Genomic DNA, 19,662 nt, shown 5'->3' on the forward strand with positions numbered 1-19,662 from the left:
GCGAGGAAGCGGCAGGTTTTTTATTAGGATTAGTTGGTGGTTGGATATATTTTTAATTTAAATCAATCCAATAACGATCCACGATATTTCCCCACGGTTCGGTTACAGATTCCGCCTGCTTTCCTCCGTTATTTTTAATCACTTTTTCAGAAGGAAGATTATCAGAATTTACAGCAACTAAAGCTCGCTCAACCCCTTCTTGCTTTAAGATCCCAAGTGCTTTTCTTAAAATATATGTCGCGTATCCTCTCCCCCGAACGGACGGCTTCACACCATATCCAACATGCCCACCAGTAGCTTCCAAATCTTCCGTTAAATCATATCTAATATTAGTCGCACCAACAATTTCCGAATTTCCACGCAGTAAAAAATATGTACCATTTCGCACTCTTCCAGGCTTTAAACCTTCACCAGAATCTTCGAGTGCCAACTCCCTTTGAAACGACTCAAAATCATCCGGATAACTACGCAATCCAGATGGGGTAATCCGCTCCCCATGCGCCTTCCAATCATCGTAAAAATCTCTAATCTGCTCCTCGTTAATATCTTCAATAGATACAAGTTTCAAATGATCCTTCACACTTACTCCCCACTTCCAAAAAGATACTAATTTAACATGGATTGTATCATAACTTACTTCTAAAAACGAATACATCATACAACCACTGATATTTCACGGTGTCAGCTGATATATTCATTCAATCGCTGATTTCCCTCGGCGACCGCTGATATATTCATTCAACCGACGATATCTCATGGCGAACGCTGATATATTCACACAACCGACGATATCACGCGGTGACAGCTGATATATTCATTCAACCGCCGATATCCCATGACGAACGCTGATATATTCATTCAACTGCTGATATCTCTAATCCAAAAATAAAAAGCCCCGCGATGGCGAGGCTTCCTAATCATCTTAACGTCTAACTTTATCAATAAGAGTTAAGCAATAAATTGCTGCTAAACCGACTACTACATAAATAATGCGTGGGAATGCTGCGTCCATTCCTCCGAATATTCCACCTACTAGATCCCATTCAAACAGACCAACTAGTAACCAGTTTAAACCACCTATAATAACTAATACTAGTGCTAATACGTTTAAACCTTTCATGAAAAACACTTCCTTTCCATTTATTCTTTGTATAATTATTGTACACTTTTTATATAACCGAATTTCAGTAACATTAAACCAAAAATCGGAAAAAATAATTTCAAATGTATTTTTCTCCAGTAACCTAATTTTTATGCACATTCTTAAAAATAGCCCATCACTACATACTTAACAAACAAAAGTTTATATGTTAAACTTTTGTTAAAATAACCTCAAAGGAGGGGATCCCTTGAACAAGGAGCAACAAATTTTGCAGCAGATTCGCTTAAATCCTTATATTTCTCAGCAAGAGTTATCGACTCAAATTGGCATTTCCCGTCCAGCAGTCGCTAATTATATTAAAAAATTAATAGAAGCTGGTGAAATAAAAGGGAGAGCTTATATTTTAAACGAGCAGCCGGTTGTAACGTGCATTGGAGGTGCGAATATTGACCGGAAAGCATATTCCCTTCAAAAAGTTCGCATGCAAACTTCTAACCCTGTTACCACCCAAGAGTCATTAGGTGGAGTAGCACGTAACGTAGCGGAAAATTTAGCTCAACTTAATCTCCAACCTCATCTATCTACCTTTGTCGGTGCTGATAAGGAAGGAGATTGGATCAAAGAATCGTCTCAAGATCTAGGAATTGATACAAGCCAAATTATTACCATCCCAGAAAGCAGAACAGGTACTTACACTGCGTTTTTAAATGAAGATGGAGAGCTCGTTGTTTCTATGGCTGACATGGAGATTTATAATCATGTGAGTACCAACATGTTAGAGGCAAAATGGAAATATATCTCCCATTCTAGCGCGATTTTTGTAGATACAAACATTCCACAAGAAAGCCTTGAAATGCTCATTCATAAATGTGCGCTAAAAGGAATCGCCTTATTCTTAGACCCTGTTTCTTCCATCAAAGCGGAAAAATTACCTCATGACCTATCAGGAATTCATACCATTTTTCCAAATAAAGACGAGGCAGAAACGCTATCTGGAATTTCGATTTCATCCGAAGCAGATTATCCTGAGGCCTGTCGACGGATCACCTCAAAAGGTGTCAACCAAGTCATCCTTTCTTTAGGTGAAAAAGGTATTTATTATTATTCTGACGAAAGGCATGGGCTGATCCCGTCTAAAAACGTCGATGTTGTTGACGTAACGGGTGCTGGAGATGCTTTTGCCGCAGGATTCATTTACGGATTTATAAATAATCAAACCTTAAAAGAAACATGCAAACTCGGCATGGCAAGTGCTTTACTTACGTTACAGTCGAGTCAATCATGCACAGAAAATTTACACCCAAACCAAATTACACAATTAGCAAAGGAGTTTTAATTTATGAAACAATACATCACTTATACAAAAGAAGTAGAAGAAGCATTAAAAAATAACCAACCTGTTGTAGCGCTAGAATCAACGATTATTTCCCATGGCTTGCCCTACCCTCAAAATATCGAGATGGCTCAAAAAGCCGAACAAATTATTCGCGACCAAGGTGCTGTTCCAGCGACAATCGGAATTATGGATGGAGAAATAAAAATTGGTCTAACAGAAAATGAGCTAAACACCTTTGCCACAACAGAAGGCGTTCACAAGGTTAGCCGCAGAGATTTCGCTTACGTAATCGCTACAAAAGAAATCGGTGCTACGACGGTTGCCGGCACGATGATCGCAGCTGAACTTGCAGGCATTCACGTGTTTGCGACTGGTGGTATAGGCGGCGTTCACCGTGAAGGAGAAATGACGTGGGATGTATCTGCAGACTTAACAGAACTTGCCCAGACGAATGTTGCCGTTGTTTGTGCTGGTGCGAAATCGATTTTAGACATCGGAAGAACACTGGAATACCTTGAAACAAATGGGGTACTTGTCATCGGATATCAAACCAACACATTCCCTTCTTTCTACTCGCGCGAAAGTGAATTCGGTGTAGATTATCAAATCGATCAGCCAGAAATAGTGGCAGAAACGCTTCACACAAAGTGGGATCTAGGACTAAATGGCGGAGCAGTCATTGCCAACCCTGTACCAGAAGCAGCAGCAATGGATTTCAATCAAATAGAAGAAGTCATTTTGCTTGCATTAAAAGAAGCAAAAGAAGCGAACATTACGGGAAAAGACGTAACTCCATTCATCTTAAGCAAAGTGAAGTCCCTAACAGATGGAAAAAGCTTAGAAACAAACTTAGCACTTGTTTATCATAATGCTGAAGTCGCAGGTAAAATTGCCAAAGCATATAGTGATGCCAGATCCTAAACCACATACAATTACAAGCTTCAGCAAATAATAAAGTTCGGATGATCAGAAATCGATCATCCGAACTTTTTTCAGTAAGAATAAATGCCAACCTATAAAAGTTGTAAATCTTACATTTTTATTAGCTCCATATCATACAAATGATATAGAGGTGATAATTTTGTCGAGAGTAGCATACACAGAAAAAGACATTGGTTTAATGGCAAGGATGATGAGGGCTGAAGCCGAGGGTGAAGGACAACTAGGGATGCTTATGGTTGGGAATGTAATTGTAAATCGAACAAAAGCTGATTGTTTAGATTTTGATGATGTAAGGTCGATTAGAGATGCCATTTTTCAAGTTCAAGGTGGAAATTATTCCTTTGAAGCAGTTCAAAAAGGAGATTTATTTTATCAACCCGCAAGAGGCATAGAGAAAAAATTAGCACGGCAAGCAGTAAAGTTCTGGAGGCAGCACCCTGCCATGTATGCTCTATGGTATTTTAATCCCTATGAAGTTTGTCCTACTACATGGCACGGTCAACCATTTACAGGACAATACAAGCAACATTGTTATTACGAACCCATCCCAGATACATGTGAAAGCGTTTATGGTTATTAATAAGAAGCAAGGGCTACAGAAAATATAAAAGTGGTCATCAACAACGAACAGTTGGAAATGACCACTTCTTAAATTTACATGAACGGCTTTCACACTAATGCTCAAACATACACGACTTCACGCACAAGCCTGTCAACAAACGCTTCACACTTTTCCCGTTCTGACTGCATCGGCGAAAGCTCTACTTTCAAGGTAACAGCAAGGTTCGCATGGACATACAACATATCCCGAAAGGCATCAACCGCGCCACAAAAATGTGGGTAACAACGATCACCCGTGCCGAAGATGCCAACAGATACATTTGAAACGTCTTGCTCTTCCAATGCTTCATATAAATCCATCATCGAATCTGGGATTTCTCCATTTCCCCAAGTAAAAGTTCCAATCGCAAGGCAGTCGAACTCCCCTAACTCGTCTATAGGAACATCTTCTACGTCATACCATTCGATCTTCGAATTTCGCTTCAGCCACGCTTCATAGACCCAACTAGCGAGCTCCTCTGTATTTCCCGTTGCACTCGTGTAAATAACCGCTGCTCTCATAGCTTACAACTCATCAAAATCATTGGAGTTTGTCACCTTACTATACGTTCGTGATTTCTGTTCAAAGAAATCCGACTTCGTTTCGTTGATCATTTCATCACTAAATACATGAATCCAAGGCATCGGATTATCACGTTCTTCATAAACTGGGTCTAATCCAATTTGTCTTAAACGCTTATTCACAAGATACTCCACGTAATGATCAAATTCCTCAAGCGAAATTCCCTCAATATCTTTCAATACATAGTGAGCCCATTCCTTCTCTAATGTCGCAGCTTCCTTCATCGTCGAATAAATATACTCGATATTTTTCTGAGAGTTCAAAGATGGATTTTCACTAATTAATATTCGTAAAAATTGAGAAACAAAATAAGCATGCTGCATCTCATCACGCTGGATATAGCTGATCATCGTACTTGTTTTCATCATCTTTTGTTGCCTGGCAAGATGATAAAAGAACGCAAATCCCGCATAAAAGTAAATCCCTTCTAAATTAATCGAATTTACAGCCAGCTTAAACAAATGCTCCGGTGTTGGCTCGTCTCTAAACTGTTCATAAGAAGCAAGAATCAAATCGTTTCTTTTCTTCACAATCGGATCTTCTTTCGCACGATTGAATTCCTCTTTCTGCACACTAGTAGGAACAAGCGAACTCAAGATATAAGAATAAGACTCATTATGAATCGCCTCTTGCTGAGAAATCACAGCAAAAATGGCTTTGAAACTAGGATCAGTCACATAGTCCATCACTTGATACATCGTTGGCGTTTGTAAACTATCCAGAGATGCCAACTGCGTATTAATTCTTAAAAATACATCCTGCTCCGTAGATGTTAAGTGATCCCACTGTTTAATGTCATCCTGCATATTAATCTCTTGAGCTTTCCAAAAGTTCGATAACAATGTTTGATACAAATCATACATTTCAGGATAGGCAATGTCATTCCAGTTTAATAAACCAGAAGCTTTGCCATTCACAATCCCTGTTGCCTTATTCGGATATTCTGGATTTAATAATTTGATTTTATTAAGTGTCTGTTCCATCGTCAAAACTCCTCTCTTAGCTGTGACAAGCTTCGCATTCTTCGATTTCAAACTGTGAAGTACTTCTAATATAATACGTCGTTTTCAATCTATTTCTCCACGCCTCTTGATGTAACTCCAGTAACTGTCTCGCCTTAATATCATGGCGAACATATAGGTTAAAGCTCACACCTTGATCGACATGGCGCTGTCTAGCAGCATTTTGACGGATACTCCAGTGTTGATCTAATTCGTGGCGCGCCTTTCGATAGTACGGATACGTCTCATGCGTTAAATCAGGAACCGTTACTTTAAATTTGAAATTCTTCTTCTCTTCCGCATATTCGACGGCATAAATTGGATCGATCCCATCAGTGGAACCACCGATTTTCGCTGTTGAAGAATTCGGAGCAACTGCCATCAAGTATCCATTTCGCATCCCATGCGTTTGAACATTTTGATTCAGCTCCTGCCAAACATCTGAATCATACCCTTTTCGGTCAAAATAAGTCCCATCGACCCATTCTGATTGGTCGAACATCGGGTAAGACTCTTTTTCTTTCGCCAATTCCATCGACGACTGAATCGTATGATAAGCAATCGTCTCATAAAGCTTATCAGCATAATCCACAGCCTCATGCGATTCCCATTCAATCCCTTCAAGCGCTAGTAAATGGTGCCAACCAAATGTACCTAGTCCAATAGCTCGATACTTTTGATTCGTAATCTGTGCCTGTCTTACCGGAATTGTATTTAAATCAATCACATTATCAAGCATACGAACCTGGATGGAAATAAGTCGGTCCAGCACATCGGCTTTCACAGCACGCGCTAAATTAATAGAAGATAAATTACAAACTACGAAGTCGCCCGGCTTTCGCACCATAATAATATTGTTATCATCATCAATATATTCATTTTGAATCGTAGTCGGCGACATATTTTGCGTAATTTCCGTACATAAATTACTACAATAAATCGAAGCCCGACCAATCTCATCTGTACGCTTATTCGCATTTTGACGATTCACTTCGTCGCGATAAAACATATATGGCGTCCCTGTTTCTAACTGAGCTACCATAATACGCGCCATAATATCCATAGCCCGATACGTTTTCCGAGGCAACAACGGATGATTCACCGCTTCATAATAACGCTCGGTAAACACTCGATTGTCTTCTTCATCATAAAAATCTTCAAGACCTAATAATTGCCCATCGCGATCCTTCCAGCCCATGAACTGCTTCACCTGATGCGGGCAAAACGTATGCCAATCACCAACACTACGCCCATTTTCATCCACTTTCTCAAGCTGCTCCATAAATAAATCAGGAATAGAAACTCCAGTAAAAATATCATGTGCTTTTCGGCGTTCATCCCCATTATTTGTTTTTAAATCTAAAAATCCATTCATAATATCTTTATGGAAAACGTCTAGATAAATTGCTACAGCTCCTTGCCTCTGCCCTAGTTGATCCACACTTACGGCCGTATCATTAATTAAACGAATCCACGGAACGACTCCGGAAGAGTTCCCTTTAAATTTCTTAATGTCAGACCCAAGTGCTCGAACTTTTCCATAATAGATACCGATTCCGCCACCATCTTTACTCAGGCGAGCAATGTCCCAATTATTTTGGTAAATACCGTCTAGCGAATCATCAACGGTGTCAATGAAACAAGAAGATAACTGTCCATGACTCTTCCCAGCATTAGATAACGTCGGTGTCGCAACCGTCATGTATAAATTGCTCATTGCCCAGTAAGCTTCTTCAATGTAAGCTATCCGATTTTCCTTTGGTTCTTCTTTCATTAACATCATCGCAATAATCATAAAACGCTCTTGTGGCAACTCATATAAATGACCATCATGATCCTTAGTTAAATAGCGATCAGCTAATAAAAATAATCCGATATAATTAAAATATTGATCACGATCGGGCTTGATAAGCGTCCCTAATCGTTCCATCTCTTCTTTAGAATACGACTCTAAAAGTTGCGAAGAATAAATTCCTTTAGACGTCATCTCTTCAATTAAGGAATAAAAATCACCATACTTCACACCAACACTTTCCTGACGATTACGAGCAGCCTCTTCATACAACGATTGCAAATAAAAATGTGCAGCAACAAACGTCCATTCAGGCTCCCCCATATCAATGTGGTTCAAAGCATAAAACATCGCATACTCACTAGCATCCGTTAAAGATCCATCTGCTTGTGCCTGCTTGATTTTTTCCTTCACCGATGTAATATCTAAATTCAACTCTTTCGATCTACGTTCCAACTCAACTATAACGTCATCTACGACTACTGTATCCACGGCTATTCCTCCTAAAATATAAAAAATCCACTCAATTAGTATTGAGCGGATGAAACGACAGCGCGTCGGACATATGATATAAAATATGTACACGGGGCCCCCGAATCATCCTCTCAGTCCCCGAAGAGGGTGAAACTACATGAATGTAAGACAGGTCTACTGACTCATGCTTCCACCTACTAAGAGCCCTTCCCATACGATCCATCGCACAGTGGTTTCAACTCTGTTCGTCAGCATTACAGTTGCGGGGGCAGTTCTGGATTTTCACCAGATTCCCTTAAAGCCTTTTACGGCATCTCACATCACGGCGTTACTAAATATAGATTTTTTAAACAATATAAACACTATATATTGTGTCTAAACACAGTTTAAACTACTCATGGAAAAATATCAATAGATAAATAGACTTTAATTTTATCTTAATCCAGCTCGATTCTTTCGATGTTGTTTTCTAGAATCAGCCGTCTCAAACAAGCGCTTCTCTTCATCCGTTTCTGGAATAATTTTCGGCACTTCTTTCGGCCTCCGATTTTCATCCACTGCCACCATAGTCAAAAATGATTCCGTTGTCATCTCCTGCTTACCAATCAATAAATTATCAGCATACACTTTCACATACACTTCCATCGAAGATCTGCCCGTACTTGTTACAAACGCCTCCAAAGTAAGTGCATCTCCAACTTGAGCAGATGACATAAAATCAACCGAATCAATTGAAGCTGTCACCACCACCGAATTAGAATGTTTCATAGCAGTTAACGCAGCAATCTCATCAATATAAGCCAATACTTTCCCACCAAAAATCGTATCCATATGATTCGTATCCGGCGGCAGCACCAATCGAGTCTGAGTCATCTTAGAATGACTCACTGGTAATGGATTCACATCTATTCCCCCTCTTTTTTTGAAATAAAAAATACACCCTCTAAAAGAAGGTGTACGAAATTACACAGAGACATTCACCGACATACAATGTTGGCTTCTCTTCATGTAACATCCTCCTATCTCCCGTAGGTAAAAATGTTCTTTCCGATGGCAGGTCTCCTGACTTAGAATCAACTCCATATAGCCCTTCCCGTTCCTTGAACAGTGGGTTATCCATATGAATCCTCCATTACAGTGGCGGGACCGTGACGGATTTTCACCGTGCTTCCCTTTTCAGCTTTTATAAAAAGCCACCATCGAACGCATTCAATTGTCAATATCGAGGGAACCCCTCATAGTTAAACGTACTCTTTTCAGGAGATGGTTGTCAATTAATTTTGAAACTAAGAATGTTAGAAAATTGCAACTCTAATTCCTTCTATTGCTCTGGAGATTTGCTGTTAACTGGAAGTCGTTGTAATATTTCACCTATCATCAAATTTCCTATTTATGAAGGAAACTATTAAAATAACCCTAATCTCTCCAGCCCATCAACACCCTTGCCACTAAAGCTAAAATAGGGAGCTCGATTAACGGACCGATCATCAGTGCGAGCACAATCACTGGCTCCTCTGGGAATGCCACTACTGCTATGGCCAGTGCGATTGGGGAGTTTCTGGCTAACGTGACCATAATTAGACTCACTTTTTTGTCGTGTGATAATTTCATACGACGACTAAGCGTGCTTCCTAACACAAAGTTACTGGCAAAAAAGATAAGCAACGGAAAGACCATAAGTAAAACGAGTTGGATTTCGCTCATTAATACAGAGGCTTCTGAGGCAAAAATAGCGATAACTGCAATACATAGAAACACGATATTTCCCTTTATAAATATCGCTTCAGCCTTATCTTTCAAATCAAATCTGAAATATTCAACTCGACTCAGTAATCGCGTGATTCCTGCAAGAAGCAATGGAATCAAGAAGACGAGTAAAACCCCCTGAACAACTGGAAACATCCCCACGAATTCATAATTGTCGAAGAAAACATAAATATATAAAGGTAATAAAAGCAATTGAATAAGCAAATTAATGGGAAGCAAAGCAGACGATAAAGCGATATTCCCCTTTGAAATTTTGGTGAAAACTAAGTACCAATCTGTGCAAGGAGTAACCATTAACATGACAAACCCAACCCATAGCATAGGTTGCTCTGCTAGGAAAATCCATCCTAGTCCAAAGGCGAGTAGTGGTGTCCACACAAAGTTAATTATGAGCGTCACAAAAACTATTCTTTTATGATGAAGGACTGATATAAACTCCCTGAATGGAACGGTCAGAAATATACCATACAACATCAACATCAATGCAGGCATGACTATAGTGCCTGCATAATTTTCAATTACATGCACTGTACTTAATCCCACCCCCACTAATATTGATAGTAAAATCATAATAGGCTGTAATTTATCCATTCTCGACATAATGTTTAGCTCCTTATGTTTTCATCAATGTTTAATCCCCTACCGCTTCGAAATAGAATAATCAATAGAAAGAAACTGTATTCCGAACATCCACATTTCATGAGTAGCTTTAAGGTCTTCCTTTTCCTTGTCTGACTTCCAGACGACAAATCGTTCATCAATAGGTAAACGAATACGGAACCATTTCGTAACGTAATAGATTCCTTCATCACCCTTTCCACCTTTAAAAGCTTCACTGGTGAGAATTAAATTATTAAGCTTATTTTCCGGTCGAAGGATCCCAGTCATTTGGCCGAGTGGTAAGGGGAGCGCAATGTTCATATATGCCCAGTCGTCATATTTATGATAAGAGTATGCGGCGACGAACAAAGCTTTCTTTGTTTTCCTAGACGTCCTCACCCATGCTCGAATAACGTCTCGGCCGTCTTTTTCGCTATCTACTATGCGGATCTCACTTTCCACACCTAACGATTGATCTTCGTGATTTAAGGGAAGGTCGATTTGTTCTATTCTCGAGCTGACTCCTTTATAGAGTAGTGATAGAAAATGAAACCCTTTAAGCCAAGTCGTTTGTGACACCAAGTGATGCGATAACGTATTTTCATAAAAGTCCTTCACTTGGGGATCCACATCAGCCGCATTAAAATTCTTTTGATGAAAAATATCAAAGTCATCCACCAACCCATTAACCTTACCCTCACGAATATAGTTCGATCGGTGGAAAAAGTCAGCTCCAATCTTCCACCTTCCATACAAACGACTATAGGTCACGCCATACGGCTTAAACGCCATACCTGGGCGAACCAACAGCCACCCCACTACTCCTAGCAACACAAACCCAAAAGCATTACCAATTCCATGTACAACCACCATATCAGGAATAGAGATAAGCTCGGCTCGTAGCAATCTACCAAGCCCGTAGTAAAACGCGAGCAACATCGTAAACACAATAGTAAGAGAAGAAAGTAACAGAAGTAAATAAGCTAAAGTGTGATCCACCAGCTTACGACCTTTAACCACGGTATAGTAGGCATACGCACCCAAACTAATCACAAACACCACAACAAACATAAACTCAATGAGACGTGAATAAGTAATTCCAATCGCAATACCCATTGGACTAATGATCACACCCACCGCCATCACACGATAAACAATGGAAACACTACCTTGAGATTGCCTTGAGCTTCTTCCTAACATCCCAATGAAAATGGGCGTGATTAATGCAGAAAAATGAAAATGGATAGCCGTAAGCAAGATAATCTGAGCCCCAAAGTCCATCACATCTATTCCAAACTGGAAAATCGAAAACCATGCCCCACCTAAAGCCATATACATTAAACCGACATCGATACTGACTTCTTCTAAGTAGGCAAAACCGCGCGCTAGGAGCCTTGATAATCCATAAAAGAAAACGAATAAAGTCCATAAGAGCCAACCTAGTGAAAACATACCCCCAACCAAGCCAGGAGGATATATAAAACTTATTAACGCTAAAACAGCTGCGACCGGATAGGCATACACACAGAGTTTATAAGATTTGAAGAAACGACCCTGACGATCTTGAGTTTCCGTTAAAGCAAGCGTCAGTGGCAAGATCACCAAAATTGCAAACAAAAGTAATATTTCAATAAGGGACACCGTGAGAAAGGATAATGACACTCCCCATAGAAGTGCGCCTAATATTGCTTGTGTGATAGTAAATTTCTTCATATTAACTCTCCCTTAGTTCACATTCCTTTTAAAAACGGTCAAGGTTCCTTCTTTACATGCTGAGATATTTCAATTTTATTAGTACCGTACTTAGTCGAAGACGCACCTCTATATTCTTAAAACTTACTGAATAAGTTATTACCTGAACATATTTAGGTGGCTTTTCCAAAATTAATTCTAACATATAGGAGTTAAAGCCAGAGCTAGTACAATACCATATAATTTAAACAATCTAGATATTTAGCACATTTTCTCTCTATAATAGAATGTTTCTACAAAAGTTGGATATACATAAAGTATATACATTGTAGAAACGAGGTGTTATAATGAAGTCACAAAATAAACGTAGTGATACAACTAAGGGAGTGAGCCAAGTGGCAAAGGTTCAAAAATGGGGAAATAGTTTAGCAATTCGCATTCCTAACCACTACGCTAAAAGCCTAGGTGTCGAAAATGGTTCTGAATTAGAATTACGATTATTAGATGATGAAATGGTTGTGAAACCTATAAACACTAAACCGACATTAGATGATCTATTAGCAAAAACAGAATGCAAAAAGAATCCACACTTAGACTATGACTTTGGAAAAGCAGAAGGGAAGGAAATGATTTGAGTTTAAACGTTCCACGCAAGGGTGATCTCGGCTTTTTAGATTTCAACCCTCATTCTGGTGTTGAGCAAGCTGGGAATCGCCCTTGCCTTATATTAAGTCCCGAAGCATTTAACCAAAAAACTGGCTTGGCAGTCGTGTGTCCTATTCGATCTAAAAGTGGAGATTGGCCATTCGAAGTGTCTTTGCCTTCAACTTCTAAAATTTCAGGCTATGTATTAACAGACCAAGTGAAAAGTATCGATTGGAAAGCTCGAAATTACAACTACCGAGATACAGTGCCGGAGAGTATTGTTCAGGAATGTATCGATATGATCCATACGTTTATATCTTAACAAACTTTATATACAATACTTTTATAATTAAGAGAACAACCAATTACTCAAATTTGTACAAGTCAATTTCTTCTCCTATAGTTATAGCACGGAAAGGGTTTCTATCTTTCGATTTCAACAATTCAATAAAGTCTGAAGTGAAGTCTTCTTTGTTAATAATTATTCTTGTGGAACCAGATACTCCATGCCCATCTTTTATAGGAATAGGTTCAATAGATTCCGGGTTTTTAATGTATTCATAAAAGAAACTGTCTAAAACTATATTCGCATAGCTAGAATTGGTTGATTCGTTGCTGAATTGAAATTGCACTTCAAAAATAAGTTCATCGTTGTTTTCTTCTATCTCATACGTGAAACTCTTAACTTCTGCACTTGAATTAGAAATGAAAATCCACCATATAAATCCTAAGGAAATAACAGACAAAACGAGCAACATTATTTTGTTTTTCTTCAAGTTATCCGCCTCCTATTACACTCAATAACCTTATGTAAATTCATAAAATATTCTTATACTAACTTTAACATAATTTTCTATTTAACCTTACTTAAAATTTCAACCGTGAGAATCTTTCTTCACATTCCAGCACCTTATACTCCTTTGTCTTAAAAAATAAAACACGCAAATTCAATTAAGAATTCACGTGTGAAATAGTGTGTATTTTATTTAAGAAAAACTTCTGAGCAAAACCATTTTCTCTACCCTTACAATTTAATGCTGACTTGGTAAATCTTCATCAAAGATATGAACTGGTAAGTCATTTAAACTACCAGCTTGGCTAGTAACAGATGTCATCGAAAGTCCTGCTGTTAGAATAATTCCTGCAACAATACCTGTAAGTAATTTTTTCATATAATTAATCCTCCTTTCTCCTTATTAAGCTCACTTCTATATTCCATATAAGCTTTTTCAACAATTTCAGCGTAATCATATTTTTCTTCTAACAAAAAAGTGCTAATCGATTTAGAAAAGAATTCTTCTGCTTTCAAGTGATTCATATGTTTCAAACTTCTTGCCATCTGATAATATAACTCGCCCAATAAATATAAAGTTTCATTACGATTGCAAACTTTAACACCTTGTTGACTATAGCTTAATGCATAGGAAAGCTTGCCAATTTTAAGAGCAGTTTTCGATGCACCATATAATAATCTCAATTCGATTGTGTAATCTTTGTTCACTGGAAAACCATGCAACTTCTCTAAAGCAAGATCAAAAACCTTCAATGAAAACTGGTAGTTATCAGATTCATAAAGTACAATTGCTATACTATTTAGGATCTCAAGTTCCCGAACCCTATTGGAAACGATTGATTTCATTTTCAAAGCATCCATCAAAAATTTTAATGCTATATTTTTATCTTTATTTAAATAAAACTCAGATATGCCTAAATGCCATAAAATAAATTGTAAAAATTCTTGATTTTGTTTTGCCAGCGGCGTTTTTAGCTCACTTTTCATTAATCTATTTAATTCTAAATAATTTTTATCTCGGCGATAGATTCTTGCAAATTCTTTTACATCATCGATATAATCCACTCGATCTGACTCAATCTGATGAAAAAAATATTCTGCGTCCAAGCCTAGCTTTTTGGAAATCAAATGAAGTGTAATACTAGAGGGGAATTCGTCTCCTGTTTCTAGTTTACTAATCTGTGCCTGGGTACAGATCCCTTCTGCCAGTTGCTTCTGCGTCATTTCTGCATCAAGTCTAGCCTGCTTAAGCACCTTGCTGAATTTATCCAAATTCACCTACCTCACACCCTATTCTTTCAAATTAGATTACAAAACAACAAAATATTCCTATTATTATATTGTTTCATCAAATGCAAAGAAAGACGGCGTAATTGATAGGGTAGATGTCGTAAATAGCTCTAAACCGCAAATACATCCAAAATAGTAGTATGGTAGATTCTAATTAATAACCTCTAATGTTCAACTTATCAATAGTTTACCATTAATGTTCTGAAAATTCCAACATTGAAAAAATAAGTATAATATTCCCCCATTATCGCTTGTTTTTTCTCTCAATCTACCAACACATATATTTGTGGTAACTATTGATGCCCCATCACATTGGCGGTTATAAAATTTGAAAGGGGTAGATGTCGTGAAAAAGTTATTGGTTCTCTTAAGTGTTCTCGTTTTACTTCTTGTGCCTTTTCAGACGGTATTTGCAGACGATTCCCAGTCAGGTAAGCAAGATCAGTATCTCGTTCAGTTTGATGGACCAGCTAAGCAAGGACTCCTTAACGCATTTGGTGTAGAGGAGGAAGAAATTCTTCACGAATTTAGTTTACTTCCGATCTATCATTTAGAACTAACCGAACAACAAGCAAAAGGGCTGAAAAACCACCCGCAAATTAAATTTGTGGAAAAAGATGCAGAAGCAAAAGCAATTGCCCAACAAACACCTTGGGGAATCCCTCGAGTAGAAGGGACTACTTCTCAAAACAATGGCTACACTGGTGATGGGATCGATGTAGCTGTATTAGATACTGGAATTGACAGGTCGCATGTCGATTTGAATGTGTCTGGAGGGTATTCTGTATTTGGCGATTCACCTTATTATGATGGGGATGGACATGGGACACACGTAGCAGGTACTATCGCAGCATTAGATAATAACACAGGTGTACTCGGGGTCGCACCAGATGCGAACCTCTATGCAGTTAAAGTTTTAGACAACAATGGTAGTGGATCGTATTCGGGGATTGCACAAGGAATTGAGTGGTCGATTATAAATGGGATGGACATCATTAATATGAGTCTAGGTGGCCCGTCTAGTTCATCCATTTTACAACAGTACTCTGACTTAGCTTACAATAATGGAATCCTAGTTGTTGCAGCCGCAGGAAATAGTGGAAACTCATGGGGTTGGGGGGACACAGTAGGTTACCCAGCTAAGTACGACTCGGTAATTGCAGTCGGAGCAGTTGATCAGAATAACAACCGCGCTTCCTTCTCAAGTCACGGCCCAGCTGTAGAGCTAGCTGCACCAGGAGTTGGTGTTTTAAGTACTGTGCCAGGAAACGGCTATAGCTCATTAAACGGAACATCCATGGCATCACCACACGTAGCAGGGGTGGCAGCACAAGTTTGGGAGGCTAAGCCGCATCTTTCAAATGTCCAATTACGATCACTTTTACAACAGACAGCTCAGAACTTAGGTAACTCTAACTACTACGGTAGTGGATTAGTTAAGTCATACCAAGCGATTACGCATTAGGCTATTAGATAGGGAGGGGAACGGGAAACCCTCCCTATCTATTTTATAAAAAGAATAAACTCCTACTCTACTTCTTTTCCCTTCTCTTTTTGTATTTGCTCAATAATATATTTCGAACCGATCATAGAACAAGCAATAACAGTAAAAATTAAGGTGATAATCAATGAATGTGTGATCAGATGGTTATAACCTTCGACAGAGCCATAACCAAAAATATAAGAGAGAATTGGCAAGACAATTATAAAAGAAACAAAAAATAAAAATATAGTTGCAATCAAAGCAATTCCTATTTCCTTCACAGTTTGTACACCTTCCCTTCACTCAATAAAAAGTTTCCTTTGAATAATTGGATAAACAATTATATTAAGTTAACTATGAATACATGAATCACCATTACTAATAGAAACGAAACATATCCAGTTAACTTCACAGGATGATTTGGTTGGTATTCATTTGAAGGATAAACCCTCCTAACAATTTCAAAAAATAATAGTGTTCCGATTAAGATTAAAGGTCCACCAATTAGAAAAGTTTGGTCCAATGAATTTGCGATCCCAACCACGTGATAAATGAATATTAACCATAGATAGCCTAAGAACAAATGTAGGACGATGGAAAATGCAATATTTTTTAATTTCATATGTACACCTCCTTATACTAGAAATTCCTTAAATAAAAAAACATAGTTTCATACAGTTAATCTACGTTCAATTTCACTTTAAATAATTACCTAACTATGTTCTCCAAGTATTAGAAAGAATACCAAACCATCACATATTCAATCTCATGCGTGTTTTCATCCACTTTATCGTCTATAACCTCAAAACCCTCTCGAAGGTAGAAATTGGTCGCACGCTTGTTTTTCTTATAGACCTGTAAAGAAAGCGAGCTGTAACCATCCTTCACATGATTAAGTAAGGCAGTTCCAATGCCATTAGACTGTTTTGTAGGATCAACAAAAATGCCTGCAATTTGATGTTCCTTTAGACCAACAAACCCGAGAATCTCCTTATTTTCTTCATAAACAAAGATAGTTGCTTCCGGTAGCATCCCTTTTACACTTTCATAATTGTCATGCCAATATTGTGCGTCGATAAAATCATGCGCGTTAACATTAGCCTTTAGCCATATCTTCATTACGTTAGTTAAATCGTTGTTGATGAATTTACGTATCATTGTTCTTCCATACTCCTCCAGTGCCCGGATTGAAGCCGCACTTTTTATATAGACTTTCCTTTTCTTTCTCATAAGTAATAGAAACAATCTCCAGACCATATTTATTAGATTCCCCAAGCATCTCTTTTATCATTTTAGTTGCTAGTCCTTTTCCTTGATAGGAGGGGTGCACCATAATATCTTCCATGTAACCATGCTCTAATCCCATTCCGCAGACATAACCAAAAGCAATAAGTTCCGCCTCATCGTTTCTTACACCTATCCAAAAATTACAACGTTCGAATAACTTTGGATAATCTTGCTCTCTTCTTTCCCAGCCTACAGCTGCTCTTAGTTCTGGTACTTCATTATTCGCTATAGGTATGTTGATTTTTAAATCAAAGTTCATCCAACCCCCCCTCACTTCAGCTCTTCTATGAAATAAAAACAACTAACACCAAAGATAAAAATTTATTCAACTAATTCCCAACTCGTATCCGTTTCCTCAATACTTTCGATCACTTTATATTGATCAAACAATTTTTGAGTATGGGTTATAGTATATACTTGTTCAGGGTCAATCAGATTTATAGCAACTGGATGTATTTCTAAAGCCTCAACTTCACCAGTCATAAATTGTACAGTTACAGACATCTCATTTTCAGAATCTACAACTTCCAATACTTTTACAACAGCAATTCCAGATGCTGTAGAATTGTTATATAGGAAACTTCCTCCAACTATTAAGAAAGTTAAAAAGAATAAGATGAATATGTAAATTATCCATTTCCTATTAATACGACTCCCCCCTTTCACCATAATGAATATTCAAATCTAATTACCTTCCGGCGGCAATTTATAAGTAACTTCTCCTTTTTCATTCAAAAATTCCATCCTTGGCACGTCATCATCACCAACTACCATTCTAATCCGTTGGTTTCCTTTTGAATCCATAAGTTTAACGCCAACTTCGCCATCTGGAGTTTTACTCATCGAGGCGCGTGGTGCAGCACCTTGAAATAAGTCATTAATCGCTTTTGCTTTCTCAGCTTCTGGTAGATCCTCACGTTCAATTTCCTGCATTTCTTCTGTAATTTTAGACAAAGGAGTACTCGGCCTATCAAAAATTTCAAAACCATAATGTGATTGACCTTTTTCCTCTGTATAATGCATCTGAACAACTTGATCTTGTTTATATTGATCAATGGTAAAAGACATGCCACTCTCCACATTGCCTTCCTCATCAACTTCACTACCGAAAATCAAACCACCACATTCGTCACCTTCACTGTTGTAAAACATAATCCCTGAAATAGGATCTTCCTGTCTATGGCCTGGAAGAATATCCTTTCCATCCATAATCGCCGGCGGAATATTATTCTGGTTAAATAGGGTCATCTTTAAATTATCGTCTTGATCAACAATATTAAGCTTTTCTACGTTTAATTCTGAATATCTCTTTTTGTCTGACATGAAATCACAACTCCTTATATAGCAATAACCAAAAAATTACTGTAACTTCATTGTTCTCCAAGGTTTCTTCATTCTCCTCCATTTTTTTGACAAAATTCTGTTTGCTCAAATGGATTTGTTTAGCTATAACATAGATTATGAATTTTTAGTTGGATTTAATAGAAATAGAAATTGTAGGTACTTTAAAAGGCTTGTTGATACGTGGCTGTTCGAGGAGAAAAATTGGGGAAATGGCGTACCCCATAATAATTATTATCTATGGTTAAAGTGAGGAGCTAATTGATCCATGACAAGTGATTCCGCCTTTTTATTAGGAGTTGGCACTACCAAGTAAATTTGTGATTGAAGTGCATAAGAAGTGTAGGCTAAAAATTGAAACGTTGGCGATAATGAACTTGTAAAATCCTCAGTAGAAATCTTTTCAACACTTACTTCTTTTTCAAGATAATCATGATTACCTTCATTCTTACTATCAATAGGCGATATCCACGGATACATATTAGACCTCCTTATAATAAGTATTTACAATCTTGAACAAAGAAGACAATTACTGAACTAACACCCTAATCTACATTTAATATCCATTCGTCGATGTACTCAAAAAAATAGTGCAGAAAATTAGTAAGTAAATTGAAGAACTCATTCCCACTTCAACGATTTTTACCTTCATTTCCTCTTTTAAAATTTCCTGTTATCTTTGCCATGATTAATTGTCTTTCCTGTTCGTTTTCAGCAATGTTTATTTTTCTTATAAATTTCTCTGCGGTCTTCCCTTTTAAAATTTTAACTTGCTTACCTTCATAATCCAGAAATACTGTATTGCCTTTATTGACTCGATAATGAAAAGGAACATCGCTTAAACGATTTCTTTTATCAATATTACTCATTGATTTCCACCTTCTTTTTTACAGCACTATTCGACGACTTCGAAAAATAATTAGCTTATTGGAAG

The 19,662-nt window shown here is 37.8% G+C and carries 25 protein-coding genes and 2 riboswitches; of the genes, 6 read left to right on the top strand and 19 right to left on the bottom strand.

The window, feature by feature from the left end:
* Nucleotides 1–52: 52 nt before the first annotated feature.
* Complete coding sequence (locus G532_RS0105875) at nt 53–655, bottom strand: GNAT family N-acetyltransferase (protein ID WP_051189080.1); 603 nt, start codon at nt 653–655, stop codon at nt 53–55.
* A 267-nt stretch (nt 656–922) separates the two neighbouring features.
* Nucleotides 923–1,120 carry a DUF378 domain-containing protein gene (locus G532_RS0105880; protein ID WP_027963962.1) on the bottom strand — a complete coding sequence of 66 codons (198 nt, stop codon included), beginning with the start codon at nt 1,118–1,120 and terminating at the stop codon, nt 923–925.
* A 229-nt stretch (nt 1,121–1,349) separates the two neighbouring features.
* On the opposite strand from G532_RS0105880, the gene G532_RS0105885 reads away from it, so the two are divergent.
* From G532_RS0105885 to G532_RS0105895, 3 genes are all read left to right on the top strand, one after another.
* Nucleotides 1,350–2,438 (top strand): carbohydrate kinase, encoded by a 1,089-nt coding sequence (locus G532_RS0105885; protein WP_027963963.1) that lies wholly within the window; start codon nt 1,350–1,352, stop codon nt 2,436–2,438.
* A gap of 3 nt (nt 2,439–2,441) precedes the next feature.
* Nucleotides 2,442–3,359 carry a pseudouridine-5'-phosphate glycosidase gene (locus tag G532_RS0105890; protein WP_027963964.1) on the top strand — a complete coding sequence of 306 codons (918 nt, stop codon included), beginning with the start codon at nt 2,442–2,444 and terminating at the stop codon, nt 3,357–3,359.
* Between the two features lie 160 nt (nt 3,360–3,519).
* Nucleotides 3,520–3,960, top strand: a complete 441-nt coding sequence (locus G532_RS0105895) for a cell wall hydrolase (RefSeq protein WP_027963965.1) — start codon at nt 3,520–3,522, stop codon at nt 3,958–3,960.
* 101 nt (nt 3,961–4,061) lie between these two features.
* Here the strand turns inward: G532_RS0105895 and G532_RS0105900 are convergent, their stop codons facing one another.
* The 6 genes from G532_RS0105900 to G532_RS0105930 form a co-directional block, all read right to left on the bottom strand.
* A complete protein-coding gene (locus G532_RS0105900) occupies nt 4,062–4,502 on the bottom strand; it encodes a flavodoxin domain-containing protein (RefSeq protein ID WP_027963966.1) in 441 nt (146 codons plus the stop codon).
* Between the two features lie 3 nt (nt 4,503–4,505).
* Nucleotides 4,506–5,546: a ribonucleotide-diphosphate reductase subunit beta gene (locus G532_RS0105905; protein WP_211220356.1), complete on the bottom strand. Its 1,041-nt coding sequence runs from the start codon at nt 5,544–5,546 to the stop codon at nt 4,506–4,508.
* 16 nt (nt 5,547–5,562) lie between these two features.
* Nucleotides 5,563–7,848: a ribonucleoside-diphosphate reductase subunit alpha gene (locus G532_RS0105910; RefSeq protein WP_027963968.1), complete on the bottom strand. Its 2,286-nt coding sequence runs from the start codon at nt 7,846–7,848 to the stop codon at nt 5,563–5,565.
* Nucleotides 7,849–7,980: 132 nt separating this feature from the next.
* Nucleotides 7,981–8,162: riboswitch (cobalamin riboswitch) on the bottom strand.
* Nucleotides 8,163–8,262: 100 nt separating this feature from the next.
* The gene (locus G532_RS0105915; RefSeq protein ID WP_035512661.1) at nt 8,263–8,703 is read right to left on the bottom strand and encodes an acyl-CoA thioesterase; all 441 of its coding nucleotides are present in this window, start codon (nt 8,701–8,703) and stop codon (nt 8,263–8,265) included.
* Between the two features lie 162 nt (nt 8,704–8,865).
* Nucleotides 8,866–9,046: riboswitch (cobalamin riboswitch) on the bottom strand.
* 200 nt (nt 9,047–9,246) lie between these two features.
* Nucleotides 9,247–10,197 (bottom strand): arsenic resistance protein, encoded by a 951-nt coding sequence (locus G532_RS0105925; RefSeq protein WP_027963970.1) that lies wholly within the window; start codon nt 10,195–10,197, stop codon nt 9,247–9,249.
* Nucleotides 10,198–10,236: 39 nt separating this feature from the next.
* Complete coding sequence (locus tag G532_RS0105930; protein WP_027963971.1) at nt 10,237–11,910, bottom strand: YndJ family protein; 1,674 nt, start codon at nt 11,908–11,910, stop codon at nt 10,237–10,239.
* Nucleotides 11,911–12,236: 326 nt separating this feature from the next.
* On the opposite strand from G532_RS0105930, the gene G532_RS0105935 reads away from it, so the two are divergent.
* Together G532_RS0105935 and G532_RS0105940 are read left to right on the top strand one after the other, a co-directional pair.
* Nucleotides 12,237–12,524 carry an AbrB/MazE/SpoVT family DNA-binding domain-containing protein gene (locus tag G532_RS0105935; protein WP_035512632.1) on the top strand — a complete coding sequence of 96 codons (288 nt, stop codon included), beginning with the start codon at nt 12,237–12,239 and terminating at the stop codon, nt 12,522–12,524.
* A complete protein-coding gene (locus tag G532_RS0105940) occupies nt 12,521–12,856 on the top strand; it encodes a type II toxin-antitoxin system PemK/MazF family toxin (protein WP_027963973.1) in 336 nt (111 codons plus the stop codon). Before G532_RS0105935 ends, G532_RS0105940 begins: the two co-directional genes overlap by 4 nt.
* Nucleotides 12,857–12,899: 43 nt before the next feature.
* Here G532_RS0105940 and G532_RS0105945 read toward each other — a convergent pair whose 3' ends face one another.
* From G532_RS0105945 to G532_RS0105955, 3 genes are all read right to left on the bottom strand, one after another.
* Nucleotides 12,900–13,310: a hypothetical protein gene (locus tag G532_RS0105945; RefSeq protein ID WP_027963974.1), complete on the bottom strand. Its 411-nt coding sequence runs from the start codon at nt 13,308–13,310 to the stop codon at nt 12,900–12,902.
* A 255-nt stretch (nt 13,311–13,565) separates the two neighbouring features.
* Entirely contained in the window at nt 13,566–13,706 is a 141-nt protein-coding gene (locus G532_RS16030) for a hypothetical protein (protein WP_156882550.1), read from the bottom strand.
* On the bottom strand, nt 13,703–14,605 hold the full coding sequence (locus tag G532_RS0105955) for a helix-turn-helix domain-containing protein (RefSeq protein WP_027963975.1): 903 nt from the start codon (nt 14,603–14,605) through the stop codon (nt 13,703–13,705). The genes G532_RS16030 and G532_RS0105955 overlap by 4 nt, the downstream gene beginning before the upstream one ends.
* Nucleotides 14,606–14,963: 358 nt before the next feature.
* Here G532_RS0105955 and G532_RS0105960 point away from each other — a divergent pair, with 358 nt between their 5' ends.
* A complete protein-coding gene (locus G532_RS0105960) occupies nt 14,964–16,082 on the top strand; it encodes a S8 family peptidase (protein WP_027963976.1) in 1,119 nt (372 codons plus the stop codon).
* Between the two features lie 62 nt (nt 16,083–16,144).
* Here the strand turns inward: G532_RS0105960 and G532_RS0105965 are convergent, their stop codons facing one another.
* The 8 genes from G532_RS0105965 to G532_RS0106000 all read right to left on the bottom strand — a co-directional run bounded on the left by G532_RS0105965 (nt 16,145) and on the right by G532_RS0106000 (nt 19,597).
* Nucleotides 16,145–16,381, bottom strand: coding sequence for a hypothetical protein (locus tag G532_RS0105965; protein ID WP_027963977.1), 237 nt, complete (start codon nt 16,379–16,381; stop codon nt 16,145–16,147).
* A gap of 59 nt (nt 16,382–16,440) precedes the next feature.
* Nucleotides 16,441–16,722, bottom strand: coding sequence for a hypothetical protein (locus tag G532_RS0105970; RefSeq protein ID WP_027963978.1), 282 nt, complete (start codon nt 16,720–16,722; stop codon nt 16,441–16,443).
* A 110-nt stretch (nt 16,723–16,832) separates the two neighbouring features.
* Nucleotides 16,833–17,258, bottom strand: coding sequence for an N-acetyltransferase (locus tag G532_RS0105975; RefSeq protein ID WP_027963979.1), 426 nt, complete (start codon nt 17,256–17,258; stop codon nt 16,833–16,835).
* Nucleotides 17,248–17,646 carry a GNAT family N-acetyltransferase gene (locus G532_RS0105980; RefSeq protein WP_027963980.1) on the bottom strand — a complete coding sequence of 133 codons (399 nt, stop codon included), beginning with the start codon at nt 17,644–17,646 and terminating at the stop codon, nt 17,248–17,250. Before G532_RS0105980 ends, G532_RS0105975 begins: the two co-directional genes overlap by 11 nt.
* Before the next feature lie 62 nt (nt 17,647–17,708).
* Nucleotides 17,709–17,918: a hypothetical protein gene (locus tag G532_RS16185; protein WP_169513897.1), complete on the bottom strand. Its 210-nt coding sequence runs from the start codon at nt 17,916–17,918 to the stop codon at nt 17,709–17,711.
* A 153-nt stretch (nt 17,919–18,071) separates the two neighbouring features.
* Nucleotides 18,072–18,710, bottom strand: a complete 639-nt coding sequence (locus G532_RS0105990) for a hypothetical protein (protein ID WP_027963982.1) — start codon at nt 18,708–18,710, stop codon at nt 18,072–18,074.
* A gap of 252 nt (nt 18,711–18,962) precedes the next feature.
* The gene (locus G532_RS0105995; RefSeq protein ID WP_027963983.1) at nt 18,963–19,208 is read right to left on the bottom strand and encodes a hypothetical protein; all 246 of its coding nucleotides are present in this window, start codon (nt 19,206–19,208) and stop codon (nt 18,963–18,965) included.
* Between the two features lie 152 nt (nt 19,209–19,360).
* Nucleotides 19,361–19,597, bottom strand: a complete 237-nt coding sequence (locus G532_RS0106000) for a hypothetical protein (RefSeq protein WP_027963984.1) — start codon at nt 19,595–19,597, stop codon at nt 19,361–19,363.
* Nucleotides 19,598–19,662 lie beyond the last annotated feature (65 nt).

It is taken from the genome of Halalkalibacillus halophilus DSM 18494 (genome assembly GCF_000423105.1).
Taxonomy (GTDB): domain Bacteria; phylum Bacillota; class Bacilli; order Bacillales; family Alkalibacillaceae; genus Halalkalibacillus; species Halalkalibacillus halophilus.